Annotated in this window: 23 protein-coding genes; 18 read left to right on the forward strand and 5 right to left on the reverse strand. The window is 42.6% G+C overall.

Annotated elements, in window-relative coordinates; all coding sequences use genetic code 11:
- Nucleotides 1-97: 97 nt before the first annotated feature.
- Complete coding sequence (gene hfq, locus H70737_RS11885) at nt 98-319, reverse strand: RNA chaperone Hfq (protein WP_042126951.1); 222 nt, start codon at nt 317-319, stop codon at nt 98-100.
- A 110-nt stretch (nt 320-429) separates the two neighbouring features.
- On the opposite strand from hfq, the gene H70737_RS11890 reads away from it, so the two are divergent.
- Nucleotides 430-1,071, forward strand: a complete 642-nt coding sequence (locus H70737_RS11890; protein WP_042187448.1) for a phosphatase PAP2 family protein — start codon at nt 430-432, stop codon at nt 1,069-1,071.
- A gap of 94 nt (nt 1,072-1,165) precedes the next feature.
- Here the strand turns inward: H70737_RS11890 and H70737_RS11895 are convergent, their stop codons facing one another.
- Nucleotides 1,166-1,699 carry a hypothetical protein gene (locus H70737_RS11895; protein WP_042187450.1) on the reverse strand — a complete coding sequence of 178 codons (534 nt, stop codon included), beginning with the start codon at nt 1,697-1,699 and terminating at the stop codon, nt 1,166-1,168.
- 187 nt (nt 1,700-1,886) lie between these two features.
- On the opposite strand from H70737_RS11895, the gene H70737_RS11900 reads away from it, so the two are divergent.
- The 3 genes from H70737_RS11900 (at nt 1,887) to H70737_RS11910 (ending at nt 6,830) form a co-directional block, all read left to right on the forward strand.
- A complete protein-coding gene (locus H70737_RS11900; RefSeq protein ID WP_042187452.1) occupies nt 1,887-2,933 on the forward strand; it encodes an FUSC family protein in 1,047 nt (348 codons plus the stop codon).
- 97 nt (nt 2,934-3,030) lie between these two features.
- Entirely contained in the window at nt 3,031-5,382 is a 2,352-nt protein-coding gene (gene helD / locus H70737_RS11905) for an RNA polymerase recycling motor HelD (RefSeq protein WP_042187454.1), read from the forward strand.
- 134 nt (nt 5,383-5,516) lie between these two features.
- Nucleotides 5,517-6,830, forward strand: a complete 1,314-nt coding sequence (locus H70737_RS11910) for a bacillibactin exporter BcbE (protein WP_042187456.1) — start codon at nt 5,517-5,519, stop codon at nt 6,828-6,830.
- 55 nt (nt 6,831-6,885) lie between these two features.
- Here H70737_RS11910 and fsa read toward each other — a convergent pair whose 3' ends face one another.
- Complete coding sequence (fsa, locus tag H70737_RS11915) at nt 6,886-7,533, reverse strand: fructose-6-phosphate aldolase (protein WP_042126959.1); 648 nt, start codon at nt 7,531-7,533, stop codon at nt 6,886-6,888.
- A 235-nt stretch (nt 7,534-7,768) separates the two neighbouring features.
- On the opposite strand from fsa, the gene H70737_RS11920 reads away from it, so the two are divergent.
- The 8 genes from H70737_RS11920 to H70737_RS11955 all read left to right on the forward strand — a co-directional run bounded on the left by H70737_RS11920 (nt 7,769) and on the right by H70737_RS11955 (nt 15,893).
- Entirely contained in the window at nt 7,769-8,221 is a 453-nt protein-coding gene (locus H70737_RS11920; RefSeq protein ID WP_197071283.1) for a hypothetical protein, read from the forward strand.
- Between the two features lie 78 nt (nt 8,222-8,299).
- Nucleotides 8,300-8,782: a GNAT family N-acetyltransferase gene (locus tag H70737_RS11925; protein WP_231573435.1), complete on the forward strand. Its 483-nt coding sequence runs from the start codon at nt 8,300-8,302 to the stop codon at nt 8,780-8,782.
- A 38-nt stretch (nt 8,783-8,820) separates the two neighbouring features.
- Complete coding sequence (rpiA, locus tag H70737_RS11930; protein WP_156113224.1) at nt 8,821-9,501, forward strand: ribose-5-phosphate isomerase RpiA; 681 nt, start codon at nt 8,821-8,823, stop codon at nt 9,499-9,501.
- 59 nt (nt 9,502-9,560) lie between these two features.
- Nucleotides 9,561-9,977, forward strand: coding sequence for a VanZ family protein (locus tag H70737_RS11935; protein WP_197071284.1), 417 nt, complete (start codon nt 9,561-9,563; stop codon nt 9,975-9,977).
- 3 nt (nt 9,978-9,980) lie between these two features.
- The gene (locus H70737_RS11940) at nt 9,981-10,421 is read left to right on the forward strand and encodes a GNAT family N-acetyltransferase (protein ID WP_042187462.1); all 441 of its coding nucleotides are present in this window, start codon (nt 9,981-9,983) and stop codon (nt 10,419-10,421) included.
- Between the two features lie 171 nt (nt 10,422-10,592).
- The gene (locus tag H70737_RS11945; RefSeq protein ID WP_042187464.1) at nt 10,593-11,048 is read left to right on the forward strand and encodes a MarR family winged helix-turn-helix transcriptional regulator; all 456 of its coding nucleotides are present in this window, start codon (nt 10,593-10,595) and stop codon (nt 11,046-11,048) included.
- Nucleotides 11,045-14,206: an MMPL family transporter gene (locus H70737_RS11950; RefSeq protein WP_042187466.1), complete on the forward strand. Its 3,162-nt coding sequence runs from the start codon at nt 11,045-11,047 to the stop codon at nt 14,204-14,206. The genes H70737_RS11945 and H70737_RS11950 overlap by 4 nt, the downstream gene beginning before the upstream one ends.
- A gap of 283 nt (nt 14,207-14,489) precedes the next feature.
- Nucleotides 14,490-15,893: a lytic polysaccharide monooxygenase gene (locus H70737_RS11955; RefSeq protein WP_042187468.1), complete on the forward strand. Its 1,404-nt coding sequence runs from the start codon at nt 14,490-14,492 to the stop codon at nt 15,891-15,893.
- A 97-nt stretch (nt 15,894-15,990) separates the two neighbouring features.
- Here the strand turns inward: H70737_RS11955 and H70737_RS11960 are convergent, their stop codons facing one another.
- Nucleotides 15,991-16,662, reverse strand: coding sequence for a tetratricopeptide repeat protein (locus tag H70737_RS11960; RefSeq protein WP_042187471.1), 672 nt, complete (start codon nt 16,660-16,662; stop codon nt 15,991-15,993).
- A gap of 192 nt (nt 16,663-16,854) precedes the next feature.
- Between H70737_RS11960 and H70737_RS11965 the strand changes: the two genes are divergently transcribed.
- From H70737_RS11965 to H70737_RS31035, 3 genes are all read left to right on the forward strand, one after another.
- On the forward strand, nt 16,855-18,411 hold the full coding sequence (locus H70737_RS11965) for a stalk domain-containing protein (RefSeq protein WP_042187473.1): 1,557 nt from the start codon (nt 16,855-16,857) through the stop codon (nt 18,409-18,411).
- An 88-nt stretch (nt 18,412-18,499) separates the two neighbouring features.
- A complete protein-coding gene (locus H70737_RS11970; protein ID WP_042187474.1) occupies nt 18,500-19,093 on the forward strand; it encodes an LOG family protein in 594 nt (197 codons plus the stop codon).
- A gap of 173 nt (nt 19,094-19,266) precedes the next feature.
- Nucleotides 19,267-19,431, forward strand: a complete 165-nt coding sequence (locus H70737_RS31035) for a hypothetical protein (RefSeq protein ID WP_188114458.1) — start codon at nt 19,267-19,269, stop codon at nt 19,429-19,431.
- A 72-nt stretch (nt 19,432-19,503) separates the two neighbouring features.
- Here H70737_RS31035 and H70737_RS11975 read toward each other — a convergent pair whose 3' ends face one another.
- Nucleotides 19,504-19,716, reverse strand: a complete 213-nt coding sequence (locus tag H70737_RS11975) for a hypothetical protein (protein ID WP_042187476.1) — start codon at nt 19,714-19,716, stop codon at nt 19,504-19,506.
- A gap of 182 nt (nt 19,717-19,898) precedes the next feature.
- On the opposite strand from H70737_RS11975, the gene H70737_RS11980 reads away from it, so the two are divergent.
- The 3 genes from H70737_RS11980 (at nt 19,899) to H70737_RS11990 (ending at nt 22,916) form a co-directional block, all read left to right on the forward strand.
- Nucleotides 19,899-20,492, forward strand: coding sequence for a manganese efflux pump (locus H70737_RS11980; RefSeq protein WP_042187478.1), 594 nt, complete (start codon nt 19,899-19,901; stop codon nt 20,490-20,492).
- Between the two features lie 329 nt (nt 20,493-20,821).
- A complete protein-coding gene (locus H70737_RS11985; RefSeq protein ID WP_042187480.1) occupies nt 20,822-21,424 on the forward strand; it encodes a hypothetical protein in 603 nt (200 codons plus the stop codon).
- Between the two features lie 136 nt (nt 21,425-21,560).
- Nucleotides 21,561-22,916 (forward strand): ABC transporter substrate-binding protein, encoded by a 1,356-nt coding sequence (locus H70737_RS11990; RefSeq protein ID WP_042187481.1) that lies wholly within the window; start codon nt 21,561-21,563, stop codon nt 22,914-22,916.
- The last annotated feature ends 145 nt before the right edge of the window (nt 22,917-23,061 follow it).

The raw sequence follows: 23,061 nt of genomic DNA on the forward strand, positions 1-23,061 counted from the left end.
GACAATTTAAGAAAATAATAAAGGGAACACCGGAGATGTAGTCCGGTGTTCCCTTTATTATTGAAAATAGGATGAAGAAGTTTAATGAATGTGTGAACTATTTGAGTGAGACGGGCTTAAGAGGTACAATAGTGGATACTGCAGATTTGAAGAGCACATTCTGTCTGCCATCACCTTGACCCTGTAAAGTGATTGTGAATGCATCATACGAGGTTACGACGCCTTGCATTTTTACACCATTTGTTGTAAAAATCGTCACGGGCACCTTTGTGGAAATAAACTGATTCAACAAACGTTCCTGCAATTTTAGACTCTCCACTTTGGCAGCACTCCATCTTTTTGTATATTTATTTCTCTATAATTATAGCACGGGTTATAGCTTCTCAGGAAATGTGATCGACAGGCACAAAATTAGACACGGAGGTATTTATGCTTTATTATCAGAACTGGTCTAGAGGTTTTCGTTATTTTATAGGGTTTACTGCTTGTTTCGTCGTTATTGCGATCCTAGTTCATATGAATAAGGTATCATCATTTGATAATTATTTGATTCATTTTGTTCAATCCGCTGAATCACCTGGACTGACCACATTCGCCAAAGGACTATCTCTGATTGGTTCCTCTAAGGTAGCGATTGGCATATCTATCGGCACGATGGCACTGCTGTATTTTCTGCTGAAACATCGGCTTGAGCTAATTCTGTTCCTATGGGTTGGACTAGGCTCACAGCTATTGAATACACTTATGAAGTTATGGTTTCAAAGGGAGCGTCCAAATTTCAATCGTATTGTCCAAGAGCTCGGTTATAGTTTCCCAAGTGGACATTCCATGGCAGCCTTCTCCCTCTATGGGGTAATTGCCTATTTACTGTGGCGTCATTTGCCGCGAAGAAGTGAAAGAATTCTGCTAATAACGTTTGCGGTATTCATGACTGTGGGCATTGGCTGGAGTCGTATTTACCTGGGAGTTCATTATCCTAGCGACGTAATTGGTGGTTATGCTGCAAGTGGTGCGTGGCTGATGTTATCCATCAGTCTATTTGAAGCCTATAAAAAACGGATATCCTCATAAGAAATGAAGATACCCGTTTTTGTGGGATATTTTAAAATATAAGAATATATATGTTTCACGCTATACATTATCCTTATATTTCTCGCATAAACGCTTACCGTCCTAAATAGGACACCGAAGGCGTTTTTGCTTGAGGGTTCATCATATGATGTTCCGAAGATTTATGATCTTGGAAATGACCCATTTTACTTATTTTTTTCTTCAGCATAGAAGGAAGTCCAGCCTTTAGTTTTTGAGCTTCGTCTTTTGTTAGACGTCCCTCGCTGATGGCTTGATCCAGCCGCTTACTTGCGGATTCGCTGAGCTTTTGAATATATTGATCTTCTGTCCAGCCTTTCTTCTCAAGGGCAAGCTCGGGGAGGGTTTTGCCTGTTTTTAGGCTATTGATTAGCTCCATACGATCCATCTCAAGCAGCTTGGCTGTTTCGAAAATAATGAAATGTCCGCCGGCTCTGAATTTCCCGTCTTTCCCTGGTGGGGGTCTATGACCTTTTTCCGAAGGCCCAGAATCAGGTGCAGTGGAGGTTACATTCTCAGCTGACACGCTCCGAGTAGGAGCAAGTGCTGGAGACAGACTGAGGAAAAGAACAGCTGTGATGGTCACTAATTTTTTGATGTTGTTATTCATTCACTCACCTCGTATGTTATATGTGATAGGTACTTACTTGAATTAGTATTCCCTGAAAGCTGAAAGAATCATAAGTGAGAGGTTAAATGATCATAAATTCATCAACATTAGGCTTGGGTAATTAGAGGAATGAGGGATTCGTAGATGTCCATATTGCAGAGTGGGCCAATTTTTAGGGGGGATATTTTTGGCTTTTGGAGCTCGCATATTTAAAACAGGAATGGCAGTCACGCTTGCCTTGTATTTAGCCGAACTGCTACATTTTCCATCTTCTGTGGGCGCTGCGATTGCAGCAATTTTCGCTATGCAGCCATCTATTTATCGCTCTTGGCGTTATTTTCTTGATCAGCTGACAACGACTACAATGGGTGCGGTACTCGCTCTTCTGGGAGGAATGCTGTTATCCAATAGTCCAATTGCGGTTGGGTTGGTCTGCATTCTTGTCATTATGATCAGTATGAAAATTAACCGAGCGGATACTATTAGCTTGACACTGGTCACCGTTATAACAGTGATGGAGGCTTCTGGTGAATGGCAGTTCGCGCTGAATCGTTTCTTATTAACATTGACAGGGATTGTTTCTGCATTTCTAATCAATATTATAGTAGTTCCTCCGAAACCACGGAAACAGTACATCAAGCAAATCGAGAACGTCTTTGCCAGTCTTTCCTTGCTGCTAAGAACGGCTGTATCTCATGAGATGAAGGAAAGTGTGTTTCGTGATGAAAAACTTGCACTGGAGTCATCTATTAAATCTTTAGCGGATAAGTACGCTTTGTTTGAGGAAGAGCAGAAACAGCTAAAGAGGGCGAAGTACAGTCAGACTAGACAAATGGTTGTCTATAAGAACCTGTTATCTTCTTTGCAAAAGGGCTTCGATGTTCTTGAGGCTGTGGATCGGCATTATTTTCAAGCGGATCGAAGTGAAGAGACAGATGCATTGTTTGACAGTCATTTGGAGCAGTTAATCAAATATCATCAACTGATCTTGCTGAAATTTGAAGATAAACTAAAACCAAACACTAATGAATCGGAACCCTTGGGAGACGAGAATGATGGATTTTTGAATTCAACGATCCTGGGGTATAATGCGGAGAAAATAGGTCAACTACGATTGTATGTTGTAGCCGCAGCTATTTACGATTACGGATATCAATTAGAACGGCTTGATAAAGTGGCAGATCAGATGAACCGTATAGCGACTGAGGAAAAAGAAACGGATCGCGAAGCTTAAAACATAACCTTGTGATGTGCAACATATAAGCTTAAGGATTCATCTATTAAGAGTATCCTCACTTGAAATATCAACCTTCCAAAGGGGATGAAATGTAGTGGAGAATCATGAAATTGAATGGAAAGAGGAACAGCAGCGGGTTGACGGAGTGACTAAGCTTTTGTCTGCCCATATCCGGCGACTATCTGAGGAGCTCGGACTCCATCGCAGTGATGTGGTGGATATGCGGAAAGACTTCTGGGAAGAGGTAACAGTAAACTTCAGTAGTCCAGATGATTTAGGGGAAACTTCAACAAGTCTGCGCCAACAATCCCAAATCTTGAATGAACGTGAACGCCATCATTTACAGTCGAGCAAGGCTCTAAAAAAATATAAAAAGCTACTCGTCTCTCCTTACTTTGGGCGTATTGACTTTACAGAAGCACCAAATGGAGAAACGGAAAAGATTTATCTGGGAATTGGATCCTTGATGGAGGATGATGGCACCTTCTTGATCTATGACTGGCGGGCGCCTATATCGAGCTTATATTATGACGGAGCTCCTGGCCCAACAGCTTATGAGACACCTGGTGGACTTGTTTCCGGTACAATGAATCTTAAACGTCAGTTTGTGATTTCTGATGGTGTTATTGAAGTTATGTTTGATACTGGGGTAACGATCGGCGACGAGCTTTTGCAGCAAGTGCTTAGCCATAGTGCCGATGATCGAATGAAGAGTATTGTAGCTACCATCCAGAAAGAGCAAAATGCGATTATCCGCAACGACAAAAGCCGAATGCTGGTCGTTCAGGGTGCCGCAGGAAGCGGGAAAACCTCTGCAGCATTGCAGCGGGTTGCTTATCTTTTGTATAAATACCGTGAAGTTCTGCAAGCAGACCAGATGTTGTTGTTCTCGCCGAACCCGCTGTTTAATAGCTATGTATCAACTGTGCTCCCAGAGCTAGGTGAAGAAAATATGCAACAAACCACTTTTCAGATGTATCTTGAGCATCGTTTAGGACATGAATTCCAGCTGGAAGATGTCTTTAGTCAGACGGAAAATCTATTGAATGCCCCTGATGGCCCTGAAGTGGGTATACGCAGAGAAGGAATCGCTTATAAATCATCTGTACCTTTTCTCGATGTGATTCGTCGGTATGCTACGATGCTGGAACATGAGGGCATGCTGTTCAAGCCTTTAATGTTTCAAGGTAGAGCGGTAGTCAGTAAAGAAGAAATGGAACGTCATTTCTATGCCTATGATCCCGCCATTAAGCTTGCGAACCGTGTAGACTTAATGACACGCTGGTTACTGAAGAAGATCGCTGATTTTAGCCATGAGGAAAGAAATGCTTCATGGGTTGAAGATCAAATTGAGCTATTAGACTCCAGTGATTACCATCGTGCATATCAGATGTTGCGACGTAAGAAGAAAGCCACGCAGGATAGTTTTGATGATTTTGATACTGAAAAAGAAGTGTTATCCCGGTATGTAGTCAGCCAACGCTTAAAACCGCTGCGCGGATGGACTAAACGAGGTCGTTTTGTGGATGTTAAGGGGTTGTACAGTACGCTGTTTACTGATCGTGAGCTTATGGAACGTCTGAATGGTGTTAATTCTCTGCCGGAAATATGGGATGAGATCTGTGAACAAACACTAAAATCAATCGCAGTGAACGAGCTTGCCTACGAAGATGCTACACCATTCCTTTATTTGAAGGAGTTAAGCCAAGGCTTCCGTACCAATACGCTGATTCGTCATGTGATTGTGGATGAAGTACAAGACTACTCACCTTTCCAATTAGAGTTCATGCGCCGTTTATTTCCAAGGGCAAAAATGACCGTATTGGGTGACTTGAATCAGGCGATCTATGCACAAGGCGAGGTCCTCGGTGATTTGTCTAGTTTGGTAAGCATTTATGGGGAAGAGAATACAGAAGTGATCTCGTTAACCCGAAGCTATCGCTCCACTTTTGAGATTGTAGAATTTACGCGTTCAATGATTCCTGGAGGAGAAAGAATTGTGCCGTTTAATCGACGAGGAGAAGAACCTCAGCTAAGTGTAGTGTCTAGCGAGGATGAGCTTCTGAATGCAGTTGAAGTGGATATCCGGAATTTGCAATCCAAGGGGTATCATTATGTGGCTGTCATTTGTAAAACAGCAGAAGAAAGCGCAAGAGTTCATGATGAACTACATAGTAGGCTGCCAGTAAGACTCGTTACGAAGGAAACGCCGAATTTCCAGAAGGGAACATTGGTGTTACCTGCTTACTTAGCTAAAGGTGTGGAGTTTGATGCTGTCATCATTTACGATGGTTCAGCTGAACGATATGGCAGAGAAAGCGAGCGTAAACTGTTCTATACAGCTTGCACTCGAGCGATGCACTTGCTGCATATTTTTAGCCTAGGAGAACCAAACCGGTTTCTTCCATCTGTAAAAGCGAAGACCATGATTACAAATTCGCTGTAAAGCCCCATCTTCTGATCATAAGATCGTCCTTTCGCATTGGCGGGGGGACGGTCTTTTTATATGTATGAATAAAGAGGGATGAACAAACCACAATATAGAGAGTCGTCGCAAACAATGACAAAGGTGGTCAGTTCATGAAGGAAAGAAAATGGGATCTGCTTGCACTGGCATCCATTCCACTAATTATGACCCTCGGTAACTCCATGCTGCTTCCTATTTTGCCGCAGATTTCTAAAGAACTAGGCATTAGCTCTTTTCAGGTGAGTATGCTGATTACTGTTTATGGATTGATGGCTATCGTGATGATTCCTATTGCAGGGTACCTGTCTGACGCTTATGGACGAAAAAAGGTGATTCTTCCGAGTCTGATCATTGCTGCTATAGGTGGAGTCGTCTGCGTGGTGGCGGCTTGGTTTATGAAGGGCGTTAGCGCCTATTGGGTCATTCTGGCCGGACGTTTGTTACAAGGGATAGGTGCGGCTGGTGCTTTTCCTATTGTGCTGCCCTTCGTTGGTGATTTATTCAAGGAAGAAGAGGATGTAAGCAAAAGTCTGGGAATTATTGAAACCTCAAATACCTTTGGTAAAGTACTCAGTCCGATCCTTGGAGCTTATCTTGGAATATGGCTCTGGTTTGCACCTTTTATCGCTATTCCTGTTCTATGTCTAATTTCATTTGCTTTAGTTCTTTTTCTGGTTCGAAAGCCGGAAGCGAAGGAACAACCTGAGAAACAGGGTATAAGAGAATTTTTATCCGGAATTGTGAGCATTTTGCGAGAAAAGGGACGATGGTTGTATGCTATTTTTGCCATAGGTGGTATCTGTATGTTTGTAACCTTTGGCGTTCAATTCTATTTATCGGAAATGCTGGAAACTAAATTTAATATGCATGGGGCAATGAAGGGATTTGTGCTGGCAATACCATTAGCCTTGTTATGTTTGTCTTCATATGGAACAGGAAAGATCATTGGTCAGAACAAAACGCTAATGAAATGGCTGGGCTTTGGAGGTATGGTGTTACTAACTGCAGCAATGATCTTTGCGGGGTTCAATAAAGGTATTTATTTCTTAGTCGGGTTTATGGGCTTAGGTTGTGTTGGAATCGGGATTGTGCTTCCTTGTATGGATGCTTTAATCACGGAGGGAATTGAGAAAGAGAATAGTGGCACGATAACCGCTCTCTATAGCAGTATGAGGTTTATAGGGGTAGCCGCAGGACCGCCAGTGGTATCGCTGCTGTTAAGCAGTGGTCATTGGGTATTATTCGCTTTAATGGCTACAGTCGGCGCAATTGGTGGATTGCTGACCTTATTTGCAGTAACGCCAAGCAAGGGGAGCAAGGGAGAATCTGGTGTGAAAGAAACGGAGCAGGTAAATCCGCACCTCTTGTCAAAGCGTGTTCGTCAGACTTCTGCAAGGACTTTAGATGGAAAAAAGAGCTATCCTTAAGCTACGTTGCCGTAGCTTGCGGGATAGCCCTTTGATAAAAGAATGAAAGACAATCTTATGCTTGTGGTACGGATTCCCAATCCTTCAGGAAGCGTTCGATACCGTTATCTGTCAGCGGATGCTTCCAGAGGGTAGGCAGGAGCGAACCTGGGATGGTAGCAATGTGAGCACCGGCAAGAGCGGCTTGCTCAACATGCGCAATGTTACGGATGGATGCTGCAATAATTTCGGAAGTCATACCGTAGTTAGTTAGGATGGTCTTCAGATCCTTGATCAGCTTCATTCCGTCAACACCGATATCATCCAGACGTCCTACGAAAGGAGAAATATAAGTTGCGCCTGCTTTTGCAGCCATTAAGCCTTGAGCCGCTGAGAAGACAAGCGTTACGTTAGTTTTGATACCTTTTTTTGTAAGCTCATAACAAGCTTCCAAGCCATCTTCAGTCATAGGGAGTTTAATGACAACGTTTGGAGCCCACTCAGCAATTTCGTATGCTTCTTTAAGCATTTCTTCTGCTGTAAGTCCGATTACTTCTGCACTTACAGGACCTGGAACGATTGCTACGATTTCTTTGATAACATCTTTAAACAATCTTCCTTCTTTAGCAATGAGCGACGGGTTAGTCGTTACGCCATCCACTAATCCGAGGCGAGTAATACGTTTGATCTCTTCAATATTTCCGGTGTCCAAGAAAAACTTCATTTTAAGTTTCCTCCCTTGATTTCCATATGGATTGACAAACAATATTCATATTTTCATTATGAGACATGTCAAACGAAGTTTCAACTGTTATTTTGAATATTTCAAAATAACTTTATAGATTGAATATCGCTTACACTTGTTATAGTGTTGATAATATAGGATTGGTCTATGCAGTTATCCATGATAATATATAATCGGCATTGTTATTATGGAGTATTGGGTGGGACGTGATGAAATGTACTCGATATTAGTTATTTTGCTTGTGCTCGTGTTGTCAGTTGCCGGATTCTTGGCCTACCAGAACAGCAAATTGGTATCTAATCAGAAAAAATTAGGAACTTTATCACGCAATCCTTCACTAATGTATTCTATCTTTGACCAATCTTGCGCTGCTAGTGTGGAAGATCCAGACGTAATTCCTTTAGTTCAATACACAGTTTTTGTGGAGTCCAGCGGGCAGGCAGTTGTGAATAAGCCTTTAGCAATCATTATTCTTTGTAGAGTAAGTGCGGGTAGAGGAAATCTAGTTCTCGCTGATGTCGAACGCAGTGTGCTGGAGCACATTAAATTGGCAGCCCCCTCAGATGCTTTCATTGAGCATAAAGCTTACTTACATAGGGCTGCTAACCACGCTGAAAAAGAGATGATCCTAAATTTAGAGGATGTAGTGAAATTACAATATACATAAGACAGAATGAAGAATATTGATTTTTTTGGCTGCAAGAAGGATAATACGAATTTGGATACAAGAAAAGAGGGAAATAGAGTGTCGCCCGTAACAGAAGTGAATTTTGAAGTAGTTGATCCAGAGAACGCTGATTTAAGAGAACTTATTACGTTTCTGGATGAAGAACTGAAGATGCGTTATCCGCATGAGACGATCTATGTTGTTGATTTCGAGGATCCCAAAGTAAAAGAAATGACTTTCGTAGTAGCCTACTTAAACGGAAAACCAGTGGGCTGTGGTGGGCTTCGTCCACTAGATTATATCGGAATAGAGATCGCAACGATGGAGTTGAAGCGCTTTTATGTAGATTCTAGTTATCGTAAAATGGGCATAGCTACAAATATGCTGTTATTCCTTGAAGAACAAGCATTAGCGGCGGGGTTTAAGGAGATCCGATTGGAGACCGGAATTAAGCAGCCAGAAGCGATTGCGCTTTACGTCAAGCATGGCTACCAACCGATTGATTTATTTGGACCCTACATAGGTGATCCGCATAGTCTCTGTTACGGCAAAATACTATAAAACTTTATAATGGATAACATGGGGGTATTAAAATGAGTATCAACGTTAAACAACTAGCAGCTGAAAAAGCAGTGGAATATGTAGAAGATGGAATGAAGGTAGGTTTGGGTACGGGATCAACTGCCTACTGGGCAATCCGCAAGCTCGGTGAACGCGTCAGTGAAGGCTTGAAAATTACCGCAGTAGCTACTTCAAGCGCTTCCGAAGAGCAGGCACGAGAGCTGGGAATTCCACTGGTAGCTTTTGGTGATATTGATAGTCTGGACTTAACCATTGACGGAGCGGACGAGCTAGACAGCAGTCTGCAACTAATTAAAGGCGGCGGCGGCGCTTTGCTTCGTGAGAAGATTGTAGCTAGTAATAGTACCCGAATGATTGTGATTGCCGATGAAGGTAAAGTTGTAAACACGCTAGGCAAATTTCCGTTGCCGGTGGAAATCGTTCCTTTCGCGTGGGAATGGACTGTGGCAGAGCTTGCCAAACTGGGTTGCCAACCTGAATTGCGTCGCAGCGGAGAAGAGTTGTACAAGACGGATAATGGCAATTACATTGCGGACTGCCGATTTGAAGCGATAGAAGCTGCACCGAAGCTTGCACTGACCATCCAAAACATCCCGGGTGTTGTAGATCACGGCTTATTTATTGGGATTGCAGCGATGGCGATCGTAGGTAAACTTGATGGAACTATCGAAATTATTGAAGCTCAACCTAAGAATTGATTAACCGCAGACATAAAGAAACCTACCGTTCATGGCCGCTAAAAGGATTGACACGGGGAGTGCTAACTCTGTATAGTGCTACTGTTATCTATTGGATGTTTATCGGATTTGGACGTGAGGTACATACCGGAGGTCCTCTTCAGTATAATCTGGTTCCATTTCGCACGGTGTCACTTTATTTCAACTTGGATAACGGTTTATCACTTATCAATCGGCTAGTAAATCTGCTAGGAAATGTTGTAGTTTTTATTCCATTTGGTTTTCTTTCGCCATTAGTAAAGATACATCCGGTTTCTTGGCTTAGGATCTCGCTATATGCTGTCCCTTGCATACTGCTTTTGGAGTGCTTGCAAATGCTGCTGCATGTGGGAAGCTTCGATATTGATGATTTACTATTAAACATGCTAGGTGTGTGGACAGGCTACGGATTGTTTCGAGTGATTAGCTGTAAAAGGAACAAAGAAGGAGAAATGTGAAGAATGTTGATTGATCTTAAACCCCTCATTGGTACATCTGAGGTGAATGAGCTGCTGACCTATGCCGTGATAGATGATCCGAATGCTCTACAGCAGACTTCGTCTGAGTATAGCGAACAAGCCGGGCTAAAGTTATATGGCTGGGAAGAGGAAGAATTACTGCTTGGTCTTATAGGCTTTGAAGAAACAGAAGATGGTTCGTTGGATATTCGGCATATTGCTGTATTGCCAGAGAACAGAGGAAAAGGTTATGCACGGGGGATGATTCTGGAGCTGCTTACTACGCGTCAGCCGCGTTATCTGGTAGCTGAAACAGAGGATGAGATTGCTGCAGATTTCTACCGTAGTCTTGGGTTCATGGTGTACAGCCTCGGCGAAAATGCAGCAGGCATTGAAACGCTGAGATGTGTTTATGAAGTAGAAGAGATCGAGGATGAGGAATAAACAGTTTTTAAAAGACATACAATGGCAGGTCGAGATGAAATCTCGGCCTGTTTTTTTGTTGACACCTTAAATAGTTCCTTAGAATTGTAAAGTTGACTTTTGAAATAAATGGGATTATAGTTTGACAATGAAACTATTCTACAGTTGAACTATATTTGGAGGTAAGAAGCTTTGGAAGATGAAGTTCAGCATTGGATTAACCGTTATATGGATGCTTATATGATGGTGACTCGACAAGTAGCCGCAAGAATTAAAGATAGCATTGCTGCAGATACAACGAATGATCAGTATCAAATTCTGCGTCTGATTAATGCTCAGGAACATTGTACCTCTACATATCTAGCAGAAACTTTTTGCGTGGGTAAAAGCTCCATTACAGCAATAATCAACAGACTGGTGCAAGCAGGCATTATTGAGCGAACTCGTGACGAGAATGATCGTCGTCAGGTGTATTTATCGATGTCAGAGCATGGTAAAAGAGTATTTGAAGCCGCTGAGTCGCAAGTACATGAAGTAGTGGCCCCGTATTTGTTTCATTTTGAAAAGAAGGATATTGAGACGTTCATCATGATGTTTGAGAAACTGGCAAGTCTAATTCAGAATGATAATGGAGGGAAGAGCCAATGAAGACGATTCTAAAAGCAAGATGGGCGGTTATCGCAATCTGGCTCGCTGTAGCGGTGGTGCTAGTGATGACGGCCCCGTCTTTCTCTGATCTTGTCCGTGAGAAGGGGCAGGTTACCGTTCCAGAGGGATACCCTTCATCAAGAGCAGCAGAAATCATGAAGGAAGCGTCAAGTGACAAGGGAGGCGAATCACTCCATCAAGTAGCCCTTGTGTTCAATAACCCGAAGGGAATCGGAGCGGAAGAAACAGCAAGTATTCAACAAGGCGTTGAGAAGCTGGCTGCGAATAAGGAAGCTTTGCAGTTAGATTCCATCACCGATCCTTTTTCACAAAGTGAGCTTAAAGATACACTAATTTCCAAAGATGGCAAGACTATTATGGTGGCGTTGTCCGTAAAAGGTGAAGGAGAGGCTGTTACTGCTCTGCCAGATAAAGTGGATGAGATGCTCTCAGGTGTTAAAGCAGATCATTATTTGACCAGTGAAGGTCTGATTACAGAGGATATGATTGCTAGCTCAGAAGCAGGGCTAAAGAAGTCGGAGTATATTACAGTTGTCTTTATCCTACTTATTCTATTCGTCGTGTTTCGTTCGTTCGTAGCGCCTTTTGTACCGCTGCTGACCGTGGGTATCAGCTATATTGTATCCCAATCTGTCGTGGCTTTTTTGGTGGATCGTTATGATTTTCCTTTATCAACGTTTACTCAAATCTTTATGGTTGCGGTCATGTTCGGGATCGGTACGGATTATTGTATTCTGCTGATCAGTCGCTTTAAAGAAGAATTGATGACCGCAGAAGATACTAAAAGTGCAATCATTGCAACTTATCGAAAAGCTGGAGGAACGGTGTTCTATTCGGGCTTAGCGGTGTTTGTAGGTTTTGTAGCAATTGGGTTATCGAAATTTATTCTTTATCGTTCAGCAGTAGCTGTTGCAGTTGGTATTGCAGTTATGCTATTGGCACTTGTGACGATTGTTCCGTTCTTTATGGCTGTTCTAGGCAAAAAGCTATTCTGGCCCTCCCGTGGCAAGCTGGAGCATAGTGAGAGCCGTATTTGGGGATGGGCAGGTTCTTTTTCTTTAAAAAGACCGTGGGCCGCACTTCTAATCGTTGCAGTAATCGTATCCCCATTCCTAGTCACCTATAGCGGTAAGCTGTCCTTTAACAGCTTGGAGGAAATTGGCTCGGAATATGCTTCGGTAAAAGGTTTTAATATTATTTCGGAGAGCTTCGGACCAGGTGAATCGATGCCTGGCAAGATCGTTATCAAGAATGATGATCGTATGGACAATTCAGAATATCTGGGACTTGCGGAGAAAATTAGCCGCGAGCTGGAAAAAGTGGATAGTGTAAAATCTGTTCGGAGTATGTCACGTCCAACAGGTGAGCTGATTAGTGATTTCTTGATTCCGAATCAGGTAGGTACTCTTTCTGATGGACTGGACCAGAGTAACGAAGGTCTGACCAAGATTCAGACCGGCTTGTCTGAAGCTAGTAAACAGCTTAGCGATAATGCCCCTAAACTTACAGAAGCTGTTGCAGGGAGTGCTAAGCTGACAGAGGGCACAGCTGATCTCAAAGACGGAATTGTTGCTTTAGGCGCTGGGCTCACTCAGATTGAGAGCGGGATTAAGAGTGGCTCAGCGGGTGCAGGAGAGATCAAAGCCGGTCTTCAGCAGGCAGCAACAAGTGCTAAACAGTTAGCAGATGCAAATGCGAAGTTACTTGAGGGCTATAAAAAAATCGGTGGAGGCTTAACCCAGCTGGATGAAGGACTCGGACAGCTTCCGAAGCAGCTACAAGGTGTTGCAGAGGCATTAAAAGGACTGGACGGTTCCTTCGCTGGCCTAGAGAGCAGTTATCCGGAAATTGTTCAGGATGTAAATTATTTGACGATCAAAGGTACAGTAGCACAAAGTAGTACGGGTGCAGCGCAACTAGCAGCCGGTCTTGGTCAGGTTTCAGAACAGCTTAAAGGTGCAGCTACAGGCTTAAATGAGGCGAATGCCGGTTATGCCAAAGCTGCGGCTGGGCAAACCGCGCTCGCGCAAGGTTTAGCTAAGCTTGTAGCTGGAATCGGTCAGCTGCAAGCTGGACTCGATCAGGCGGCAGCAGGTCAAGGACAGATCGTAGATAAGATTCCATCTATCACAAGTGGGCTTGATCAATTGCAAGGCGGACAGAAGCAGCTTGCAGATGGTTTTGGTGAATTGACAGGTCAGATTGGAGCCTTAACCACTGGACTAAGCGATAGTGCTGATGGATTGAAGCAAATTACAAGCGGTCTGGGCTCGGCACAAGAATACTTGAATCAGATTCAAGCGGCTAAGGATGAAGAGCTGAGCGGATTCTTCGTGCCAGCTGAGGCACTTAAAGCTGAAGGTATAAAGCAGGTATTTGATACGTACTTGTCTGATGACCGTAAGGTGATGACGTTGGATGTGGTATTTACCGAGAATCCTTACAGCTCAGAGGCTATAGATAGTGTGGGTGATATTCAAGCAGCAGTAGATCGTGCAGTTAAAGGTACGAAGCTTGAAAATGCTGAAACAGCTATTAGCGGGGTTACAAGCAGTCAAAGCGATTTGCGGAATATTTCCAATGAAGACTATACGCGTACAGTAATCTTGATGCTGAGCGGTATTTTCATCATATTAGTGTTGCTGCTCCGTTCAATCGTAATGCCGATTTACCTTATTATTTCACTTTTGATCACTTACTTTTCAGCGTTGGGCGTTACAGAGGCTATTTTCGTTAATCTTCTGCACTATGAAGGGATTACCTGGACGACGCCATTCTTTAGTTTTGTTATGCTGATTGCACTAGGTGTGGATTATAGCATTTTCTTAATGGCCCGGTTTAACGAAAATAAAACATGGGACGTAAAAGAAGCGATTCTACACGCTATGCGAAATATGGGTACAGTTATCCTTTCAGCTGTAGTTATTCTGGGTGGTACCTTCGCCTCGATGTATCCTTCTGGGGTATTGTCGATGATGCAGATTGCTACAGTGGTGCTCGTAGGATTGGCCTTGTATGCTTTAATCTTCCTGCCGTTCTTTGTCCCTGTAATGGTACGGGTCTTCGGCCGAGGGAATTGGTGGCCATTTTCGGTTAAACAGAGCGGAGAAGCTAACAAGCAGGATTTAAATATGTAAATGGGACTATACCCCATTTATGAATCAGAAGTCATAACAAGTTGTTTTTTTGCAGTCAGCCACCGATATATTTATCGGTGGCTGGCTTTTTATTTGAGTAGAATGAATCGTTTCGATGGGGCATTATTAGCGGGGAGAACTACTAATCCGTTCAATTGTCATGGGTCTTTTATCCATTGTCGTCTGGTTCTTTAGGTTATTGTTATTATGTTTTCAGAAAATTATAATAACACTGGATTCGTTTTCAAAGTCTCCAAATTACAACTAGAAAGCGAGATGATGAATGATGAAAGTAAGCATGAAGAACAGCAGTATCGCAAAGAAGGTTGCTCCATTTGTTATTACTGCGGGGGTTATTGCCGGAGTAGGACTTATCGATACCGATAAAGCGTTAGGACACGGTTATGTATCCGAACCAGCAAGTCGTGCGAAGCTTGGTGCAGCGAATAATGTGGGTTCTGTTCAATATGAGCCACAGAGTCTAGAGGCACCAAAGGGTTTCCCATTGGCGGGTCCTGCGGACGGGAAGATTGCATCTGCGGGTGGCATGTTCGGAGGAATTCTGGATCAACAATCAAGTGATCGTTGGATTAAGCACGATATGGTTGGCGGAGTCAATGACATCACTTGGTATCATACAGCACAACATAGAACAACAAAATGGCATTACTATATTACGAAAAAAGGTTGGAATCCTAATACGCCAATTAAACGTTCCGATTTAGAGCTTATTGGAACTTTTGAAAATGGCGGTAAACAGCCTGAGCGTTCTGTGACGCACAAAGTAAATGTCCCAACTGACCGCAGTGGATACCATGTTATTTTGGCAGTGTGGGATATCGATGATACATCGAATGCCTTCTATCAAGTCATTGATGTGAATCTAAAGAACAGTGAATCAGGACCTGGGGTACAACCAGACACGGAGAAGCCGTCAACAGTAACGGGGTTACACACGATGAGTGTAGAATCGAGCAGTGTAGATCTTATGTGGAATGCTGCAACAGATAACATAGGCGTAGATCATTACATGATTTATCGCGGGGATAGCGTCGGTATAGCGAAACAAATCGGAACATCTTCAACAACGAGCTTTAAAGACATTACTGTAGAACCAGGTAAAATTTATACATATTATAGTGTTGCGGTGGATCGTGCAGGAAACACGTCAGGCGCAAGTAATATTATTGTTGTTAGCACACCAAACCCGGAAGTGGTTATACCTCCAGTGGAAACACCAGATACTTTGAAACCTTCGATGGTTGAGGGGCTGCATACCATGTCTGTGAAGCACAATAGTGTTAATCTGATGTGGAACGCAGCCCAAGATAATGTAGGTGTTGATCATTATGTTGTGTATCGAGAGGGTGTTGAATTGACCCAAACTAAGGGAACTTCCTTTACGGATTTAACGGTGCAAGCTTCCACTACGTACAATTATCATGTGAGAGCTGTAGACGCTGCTGGTAATATTTCAGACAAGAGCTCTTTGTATACAGTCACAACCCTTGTGAAACCCGTATTACCAGATGTAGCAGCTTGGAATGCAACCGGGTTGTACATTGTAGGAACAAAAGTTGAATACAAGGGTAACGTTTATGAAGCTCGAGTGACATTTAGAAGTTTCGGTGATACCAACTGGAATCCGGAGTCGGCACTATCGCTTTGGAAATTAGTGACGAACTAATAACATCGTTTCCCCCCCCAATTTATTATAAAAAAACGGAGATCATTTCTGATAATCAGAAGTGATCTCCGTTTTTTGGGTTAAGGAGTCGTCAAGTTTATTTCATCTTGGCGAAAAAGCTGCGCAACGCCCAACCGCGCTCCTGCCGTTTTTTATATTTAGGAAGTGAACGATAAACAGCGGTGGATTCTTCGAAAGCTCGTTTCGCATCCTCTGATCTGCCAAGCGCTTTATACATCGAACCAGCCAGATAATACGCCTCAGAAGAAGAAGACTGGATTTCTTGATACTGAGTAACGTAATGCAATGCTTTATCATGATTCGTATGGCGGAAAGTTTCCGCTAACCAAAGATATGGCTGTCCATATCGAGCCTTACGGTTGATCTCCAGACCACGAAGCATTTGTGCTTCGCCTTCCTCCAAAGCGCCTAGCTTAAGATTCACATGTCCGAGTTCTACCCAATATTCAGCAGATTGTTCATAACGGTCCTCGATTTGCAGTAGGAGATCCTTCGCTTCCCTGTATTTTTTACGTTCTGTCAAACTCCGCGCTAAATCAAATTTGGATGAAACATCATTAGGATTTAAAGAAATGGTTGTACGTAACTTGGAAATTTGACGCATTCTTTTGAAGGGCTTTGTAATGCTGGGGAAGATGCCCACATATCGCCGATCCAAGAAATACAAGATAAGAAGCAGGATGAATATAGCCAGAAAAGGGTTGCCCACTAATCTGAAGAGCAGTAAAACACCTATAAATTTAAGCATAACTTCCCTCCATAATCATTTGGTTCCGGTATTGCGATTGAAAAGAGTAGATCCAAGGCAGCGTAATTATAACATAATTCAAAGCAATCTGAATCCCAGGATTTTAAAATTATACAACTTTGAGCAGCTTAATAGCGTCTTAGTGTAAGATGAATAATAATTACAATAATATCATAAGAAGGGAAAAACAAGATGAACTTATTAGCAAGGAAGCTACAGCTGTTTAGTTTGGCTGTTTGTTCTACTTTTATGGCTGTTACGTCAGTCCCACAAGTGATAAGCGCGGATCCCTCATCCGCGAAGCTGAGTGGAATTAAGGAGATTGTTGCCACTTCTGGATTTTGGGGAGGGAGCTCCTTCGCACTGGGGACTGACGGAACCGTATGGTCTTGGGGGAGCAATGTTTTTGGACAATTTGCAAATGGAACTGCAGGTCCTGAAGGGTGGACGATTACTCCCCATAGCATAGCAGCGCTTGATCGTACGAAGCAGTTAGAGATCGGTGGAATTTATTATGTTGCGCTGAACGAAGACGGGACGGTTAAAGCTTGGGGAGATTACCGGGATAAGAATGCTATAGAAGCAGGCAATGGGGTAAGCACTAAACAGTACAAGGTGCTGCTTCCTCAGGTTATCTCTGGGATGACCGATGTAGTCAGTATAGCTTCAGGCATACACAATACCTTAGCTTTGAGAAAGGATGGAAGCGTACTACAGTGGAATCCTCCAGAAATCACTGATGTAGGTTTTACAGCGTTGCCTGCTGCTACCAAGGTTCAGGGTTTAAGTGAGGTAATGTGGGTCGGTAACAGTGACTATCAGGCCGCAATTCGCACCAACGGTACTCTTTGGATTTGGAGCGCTAACCCACAAATAGAGAATACAAAAGCGGTGAAGAAGCCGACCCCAGTCAAGGATTTATACCATGTGAAGTCCGTTTCTATGAACTGGAGGAGTATACTGGCGTTAACTGAGACTGGAAGTGTCTGGGCAACGGTTGACAGCAATAATTATAACGAAATCATGATGAAGAAGATGCCAGGTCTTACGGATATTGTATCTGTTCAGACGAATAATGGGTTCAATCTTGTTGCCAATAAAAAAGGAGAATACTGGGTATGGAAAGCTGGCACTTTATTGCAAGGTCTGCAAAAGATCACAGTCATAAAGCCGATCTCCAAACTTACGCTGGATTTAGGTGGCTTTGTAGCTGTTAAAAAAGATGGCACCGTGTGGACTTGGAGTACCCAATCATCAACCGACAGTAAATGGGTCTTTACTAAACCTAAACAAATCAAAGGCTTGAGCAATCCGATTTCTTTTGCCACGGGGGAAAATAGTAAATATGCAGTTTTGAAGGATGGGACAGCAGTAGCTTGGGGGACGAATATGTTTGGTCAACTTGGTATCAGTGCGCTTGATTCACGTCCTTTTACTATATCACCTATCTTGAAGCCTGTTACTGTAATCGTGGATGGGAAGAAGATCGACTCCGCGCAATCTGCTATATTCTTGGATGGAAGTGTAAGAGTACCGATCAGGGAAGTGGCGGAAAATCTGGGCTACACCCTCTCATGGGACGGCGATATGACGCTCTTGAAAGAAGGTAAGAAAACCATCTTTAAAGAGGGAGCCATTAAAGTAAGTTATGCATCACTTGTTCCAGCGGCAGCTTTGGCTAAGGCACTAGGTGTTACTGCAGAGTGGAATAGTAAACTGTACCAATTAACGATACAAACAAAAAGATGACTTTCATTTAACACTTATTTTAATATTCTGATGTACAATAAGTGAATTATCTCAATTGAACCATAATAACCAGTCTGGAGTGATAGGTATGGCTTTTACAATATGTGTGTTCGCCGGTTCGAATCCAGGTCTTAATTCAGAATATACAGAAATGGCTAGAGAGTTGGGTTATCATATAGCTGCACAAGGTTGTAGGCTGGTTTATGGAGGTTCAAGAAATGGCCTGATGGGACAGGTGGCAGACGGAGTGTTGGCAAATGGTGGTGAAGTCGTCGGTATCATGCCAGTGGATCTTTTTAAAGATGAAATCAGGCATTCTGGGCTAACGAATCTGATTGAGGTTTCTAGTATGCATGAACGAAAGGCCGTTATGAGCGGTATGGCTGATGCGTTTATTGCCCTGCCGGGTGGTCTCGGAACCTTTGATGAGTTATTTGAAATTCTATGCTGGATGCAGATTGGGATTCATCAGAAGCCTATAGGGATGCTGAATATAAGAGGTTATTTTAATCCACTGTTAGCCATGATCACTCACAGTGTAAGTGAAGGGTTTGCTCCAAAAAATGCGTTGAAAATGTTAGATATGAACTCTGATCCCGAATATTTGCTTGAACTGATGAGAGGTCAAGTTGATCATAGTAATAAAGATTTTGGGAACGCTAGATTTCCATCACAGCGTTGAGAAAATGAACAGAAATTAAACAACCTCCAGCTGTTTTACAGCTTGGAGGTTGTTTTCATATGAACATGTGATAAACTTGTTTCGGTCTATATGTTGCTGGGTAAGTAACTTTTAAGTAGTAGTGGTTGCTCTGCGTATTTCAGGAAATGATTACCTAAGGAGGTTGGAATTCAATGAATGTGATGGTACATAATCTTATGGCTTACAATCATCAGTTTTTTAGACCTCAGCCCGTGGTCAATCCTAAACAAGAGAGATCTAATAAGAAGAAGCAGAGTTTTCAGGAAGTCTTGAATGAAAAAATGAAAGTGTATGGCACATACAAAAATATTAAGTAAGAGCTACTACATATGTCTGCTGAAAAAAGCCGGAACGCATTGATCCCAAGGGTCACTGTGTTCCGGCTTTTTTTAGGGTCTAACCTCATAAAATTGGCAACTCTTACGAGCGTAATAAGTCAGATCGCTAACCCTCGACTGAATAACTACATCAGAATCGGTGAAGCGGACAACAGTGGCCCCTGAATTCACCAAATGATCGTCCTGAAATACACGAACAGGTAGTTTGCGGTCAACGGCTTCTTGGAAATCGCTGTCTGTTAGCAGCGGGCGGTTAATTGGCATAAGTATTTAACTCCTTTTGATCATTTAATGAAGTTAGAAATAAAAATAGTATACCTGTGGAAGCATGAGAAATCCAATATAAATGAAGCTGACGAACATTTTATGAGCAGCACATTTGGACAAAATTCTATACGCCCATCTCAGACATAACATAGTTATGAATGTATTAAGGGGGTCTAGATATGCATTGGCTTTCCATCATCATTATTGGGTTGGCTTCAAATTTGGATAACTTAGGAATAGGCGTTTCCTTTGGTGCTAGGTCCACAAGAATTACACCATTTTCTAATCTGATTATTGCTGTTCTGTCGATGCTGGCTACCTTCCTTTCAATTACCTCAGGAGAATATGTATCAGAATATTTCTCGGAGGCACTTGGCAATGCCATCGGTGGCTGCTTGATTCTGTTTATGGGAATCTGGAGTATTAGAACTGTGTATAAGAAACCAACTTCAAGTGTAAGCATGGATATAGAGGCCAACGTGCTCAGCACATCATCTACAGATACTGGCTATCGTCATGTTTTAAAATGGCAAGAATCGGTGTGGTTGGGTGTGGCGCTAGCTATCAATTGTATTGCTACAGGCTTTGGAGCAGGGATCAGCGGCGTGAACGCAACATTCACAGCGATCTCAGTGGGTGCCTTTTCGTTTATCACTGTTGCTGCCGGAATGAAAATCGGGAATCGAATGTCCAAAACTTGGCTAGGTAAACATTCTGATCTTATCGGTGGATTGTTATTAGTAGGCATAGGTCTGTATGAAATATTGATTTAAGGAAGGTCAAAGATACGAAGTAAATGTTTAAGACCACATTCAATTGAATGTGGTTTGTTAGCAACGATTTTTGAACGCTTGCTGGAAAATCTAACGAAAACAATCACAAACCGTTAATCGTGGAACTCATATCGACGGCATTGTAGATGTAGTTAGCTGCAGCGGTACATTCGTAGTCTCTTAACAATGTCCTACCCTATCACCCGGTTTTTGGATATACTTGGTATATTAATATATTGGAGGTCAGACATTGAAAAAGAAGATTATCGAAACTTTAGGGCATAATGCTACCGATGACAGCGCGCAAGCTACAGAGCTGGAGAAGAGGCATGAATAGAAAAACACTTTATTTGATGCTCCTAGTCATATCTTTATCAGCATGTTCTTCAAATGTGCAGAATACACCACCGGAACCCACGAAATCACCAGAAGAAGTCAATAAAGCATTATCCGGTCTGATTGAGGAGAGGGATGAGTTTGGAGAATTCTCAGTCTATTATGCACAAACAACCATTGATAACATAGACAAGAATGATTTTTACGTTTATTTCATAAAAAACGAAGAAGGTATTGTCTCAAATCTTCATTATGTGGTTGATTATATAGGTAATCGTCAGATTGACACAAAGTGGATTCAGATTAGAGCAGATGATGAAGTTTTTGAAGTTACTAATAATGCGGGAATTCTAATAAAGAAATCATTTTCTTATAGTACTGTACGTGAAGTTTATGAAGATACTGTTTATCTTAAAGATTTAAAGATGATAAAGGCGATGGCTAATGCCGAGAAAACAATTGTGCGATTGACAGGATTGGGTTTATACCAGGAAGACATAGTACTGAGTAAACGTCAGAAACAGGCCATGCTAAACGTTCTCAGAGCCTATAAAAACGCTGGTGGGGAAAACAAATTTTATGGTAATGAACTTTGAGTCCTCTTATGAGGGCTTTTTTTAATTGAATCAGAAGTATTTCCACCATAAATCGGAAGTTTGCCTCCTCAAAAAAAGAATATAAACCCTGTACACTAAATCTTGTAAGAGAAACCTTTGAAAGGGGTACAGGGGAATGAATAAAGTAAAACACTTGGCGCTTTCGTTAGTCGCTATCATGCTTGTAGGTTCACTGGCAGCATGCGGAGGCAACAACGCCGAGAATAATGCATCGAGTAAAAATACAGGTAACAACGCAGCAAGCACAAGTGAACCTGCAAAAGACGAGGGTACTGAGCCTGCTGAGAAAATCGAACTTTCTTTCTGGACACTCGGTAACGTGAACTACGAGGATCTAGCGAAAGAGTACACGAAGGAACATCCAAACGTTACGATCAAGGTTCAAAATACCGGTGACCAAACGGCTCACCATAATAATTTGACCACTGCTTTATCGGCGGGGTCGGGCGCACCAGATATTTTCCAACTTGAAATCGGTTTCATGGAGCGTTTTATCAATGCACAGGATAAATTCTATAACCTGAATGATCTCGGAGCCAAAGATATTCAAGCGAACTATCTGGATTGGAAATGGAAACAAGCCTCTTCCGTAGATGGAAGCTTCCAGCTGGGTCTTCCTACAGATATCGGTCCAACGGTTGTGTATTACAGAACAGATTTGGCTGAAGAAGCGGGATTGCCAAGTGACTCCGAGGGATTCGGCGCAGCGATTGATACTTGGGACAAGTTCGCAGCTGTAGCCAAAGCTTTCAAGGAAAAGACAGGCAAACCTTTTGTAGACCTTACTGATCTTACATTTAACGCATTACGTGACCAATCTGCGGATGAAATCTATTTCAGCAAAGCGGATGGCAGCTTTATCGGAGACACCAATCCGCAAGTTCGCAAAGCTTATGATTTCACAGTTAAAGGTATCCAAGAAGGCTGGATCAGCAATGTGATGCTCTGGTCTCCCGAATGGGGCCAAGGCATGAACGACGGATCATTTGCAGTGGTTATGGGACCTGCTTGGATGGCAGGGAATGTTAAGAGTAATGCTCCAGACTCCACTGGCAAATGGAAAATCGCGCAGCTTCCAGAAGGTGCTGGTAACTGGGGTGGTTCGTTCCTGACACTCCCTAAAGAAGGTAAGCATTCCAAAGAAGCTTATGACTTTATCGCATGGATGGATAACAAGGATAATCAACTGGAATCATTCAAAACAAAAGGTTTGATGCCTTCCATTCCAGCACTGTACGAAGATCCGGCATTCGTAGATTTCAAAGATGAATTCTTCGGTGGACAACAAACAGCTGTTGAATTTGGTAAAGCTGCTAATCGTGTAAAACCTGTATACTACGGTCCTCTTCATGACCAAACCGATACCTTCTTCAAAAATGCACTGAAAAATGTGCTGGAGAAAAAGGCTGATCCGGCTAAAGAGTGGGATGAAGCTGTAAAACAAGCGAAAACACTGGCTGAACGCAGTTAAGACTTCTAATAAAAGCACTCTATTTCTAGAAGGTCCGGATTCATGGAGAACGGTATTCTCTATGAATTCGGATTTATCTCGCATAAACGCTTAGCGTCCTTATAGAGACGCGGAAGACGTTTTTGCTTAATACGTTAGATTACCT

It is taken from the genome of Paenibacillus sp. FSL H7-0737 (assembly GCF_000758545.1).
GTDB lineage: Bacteria > Bacillota > Bacilli > Paenibacillales > Paenibacillaceae > Paenibacillus_AQ.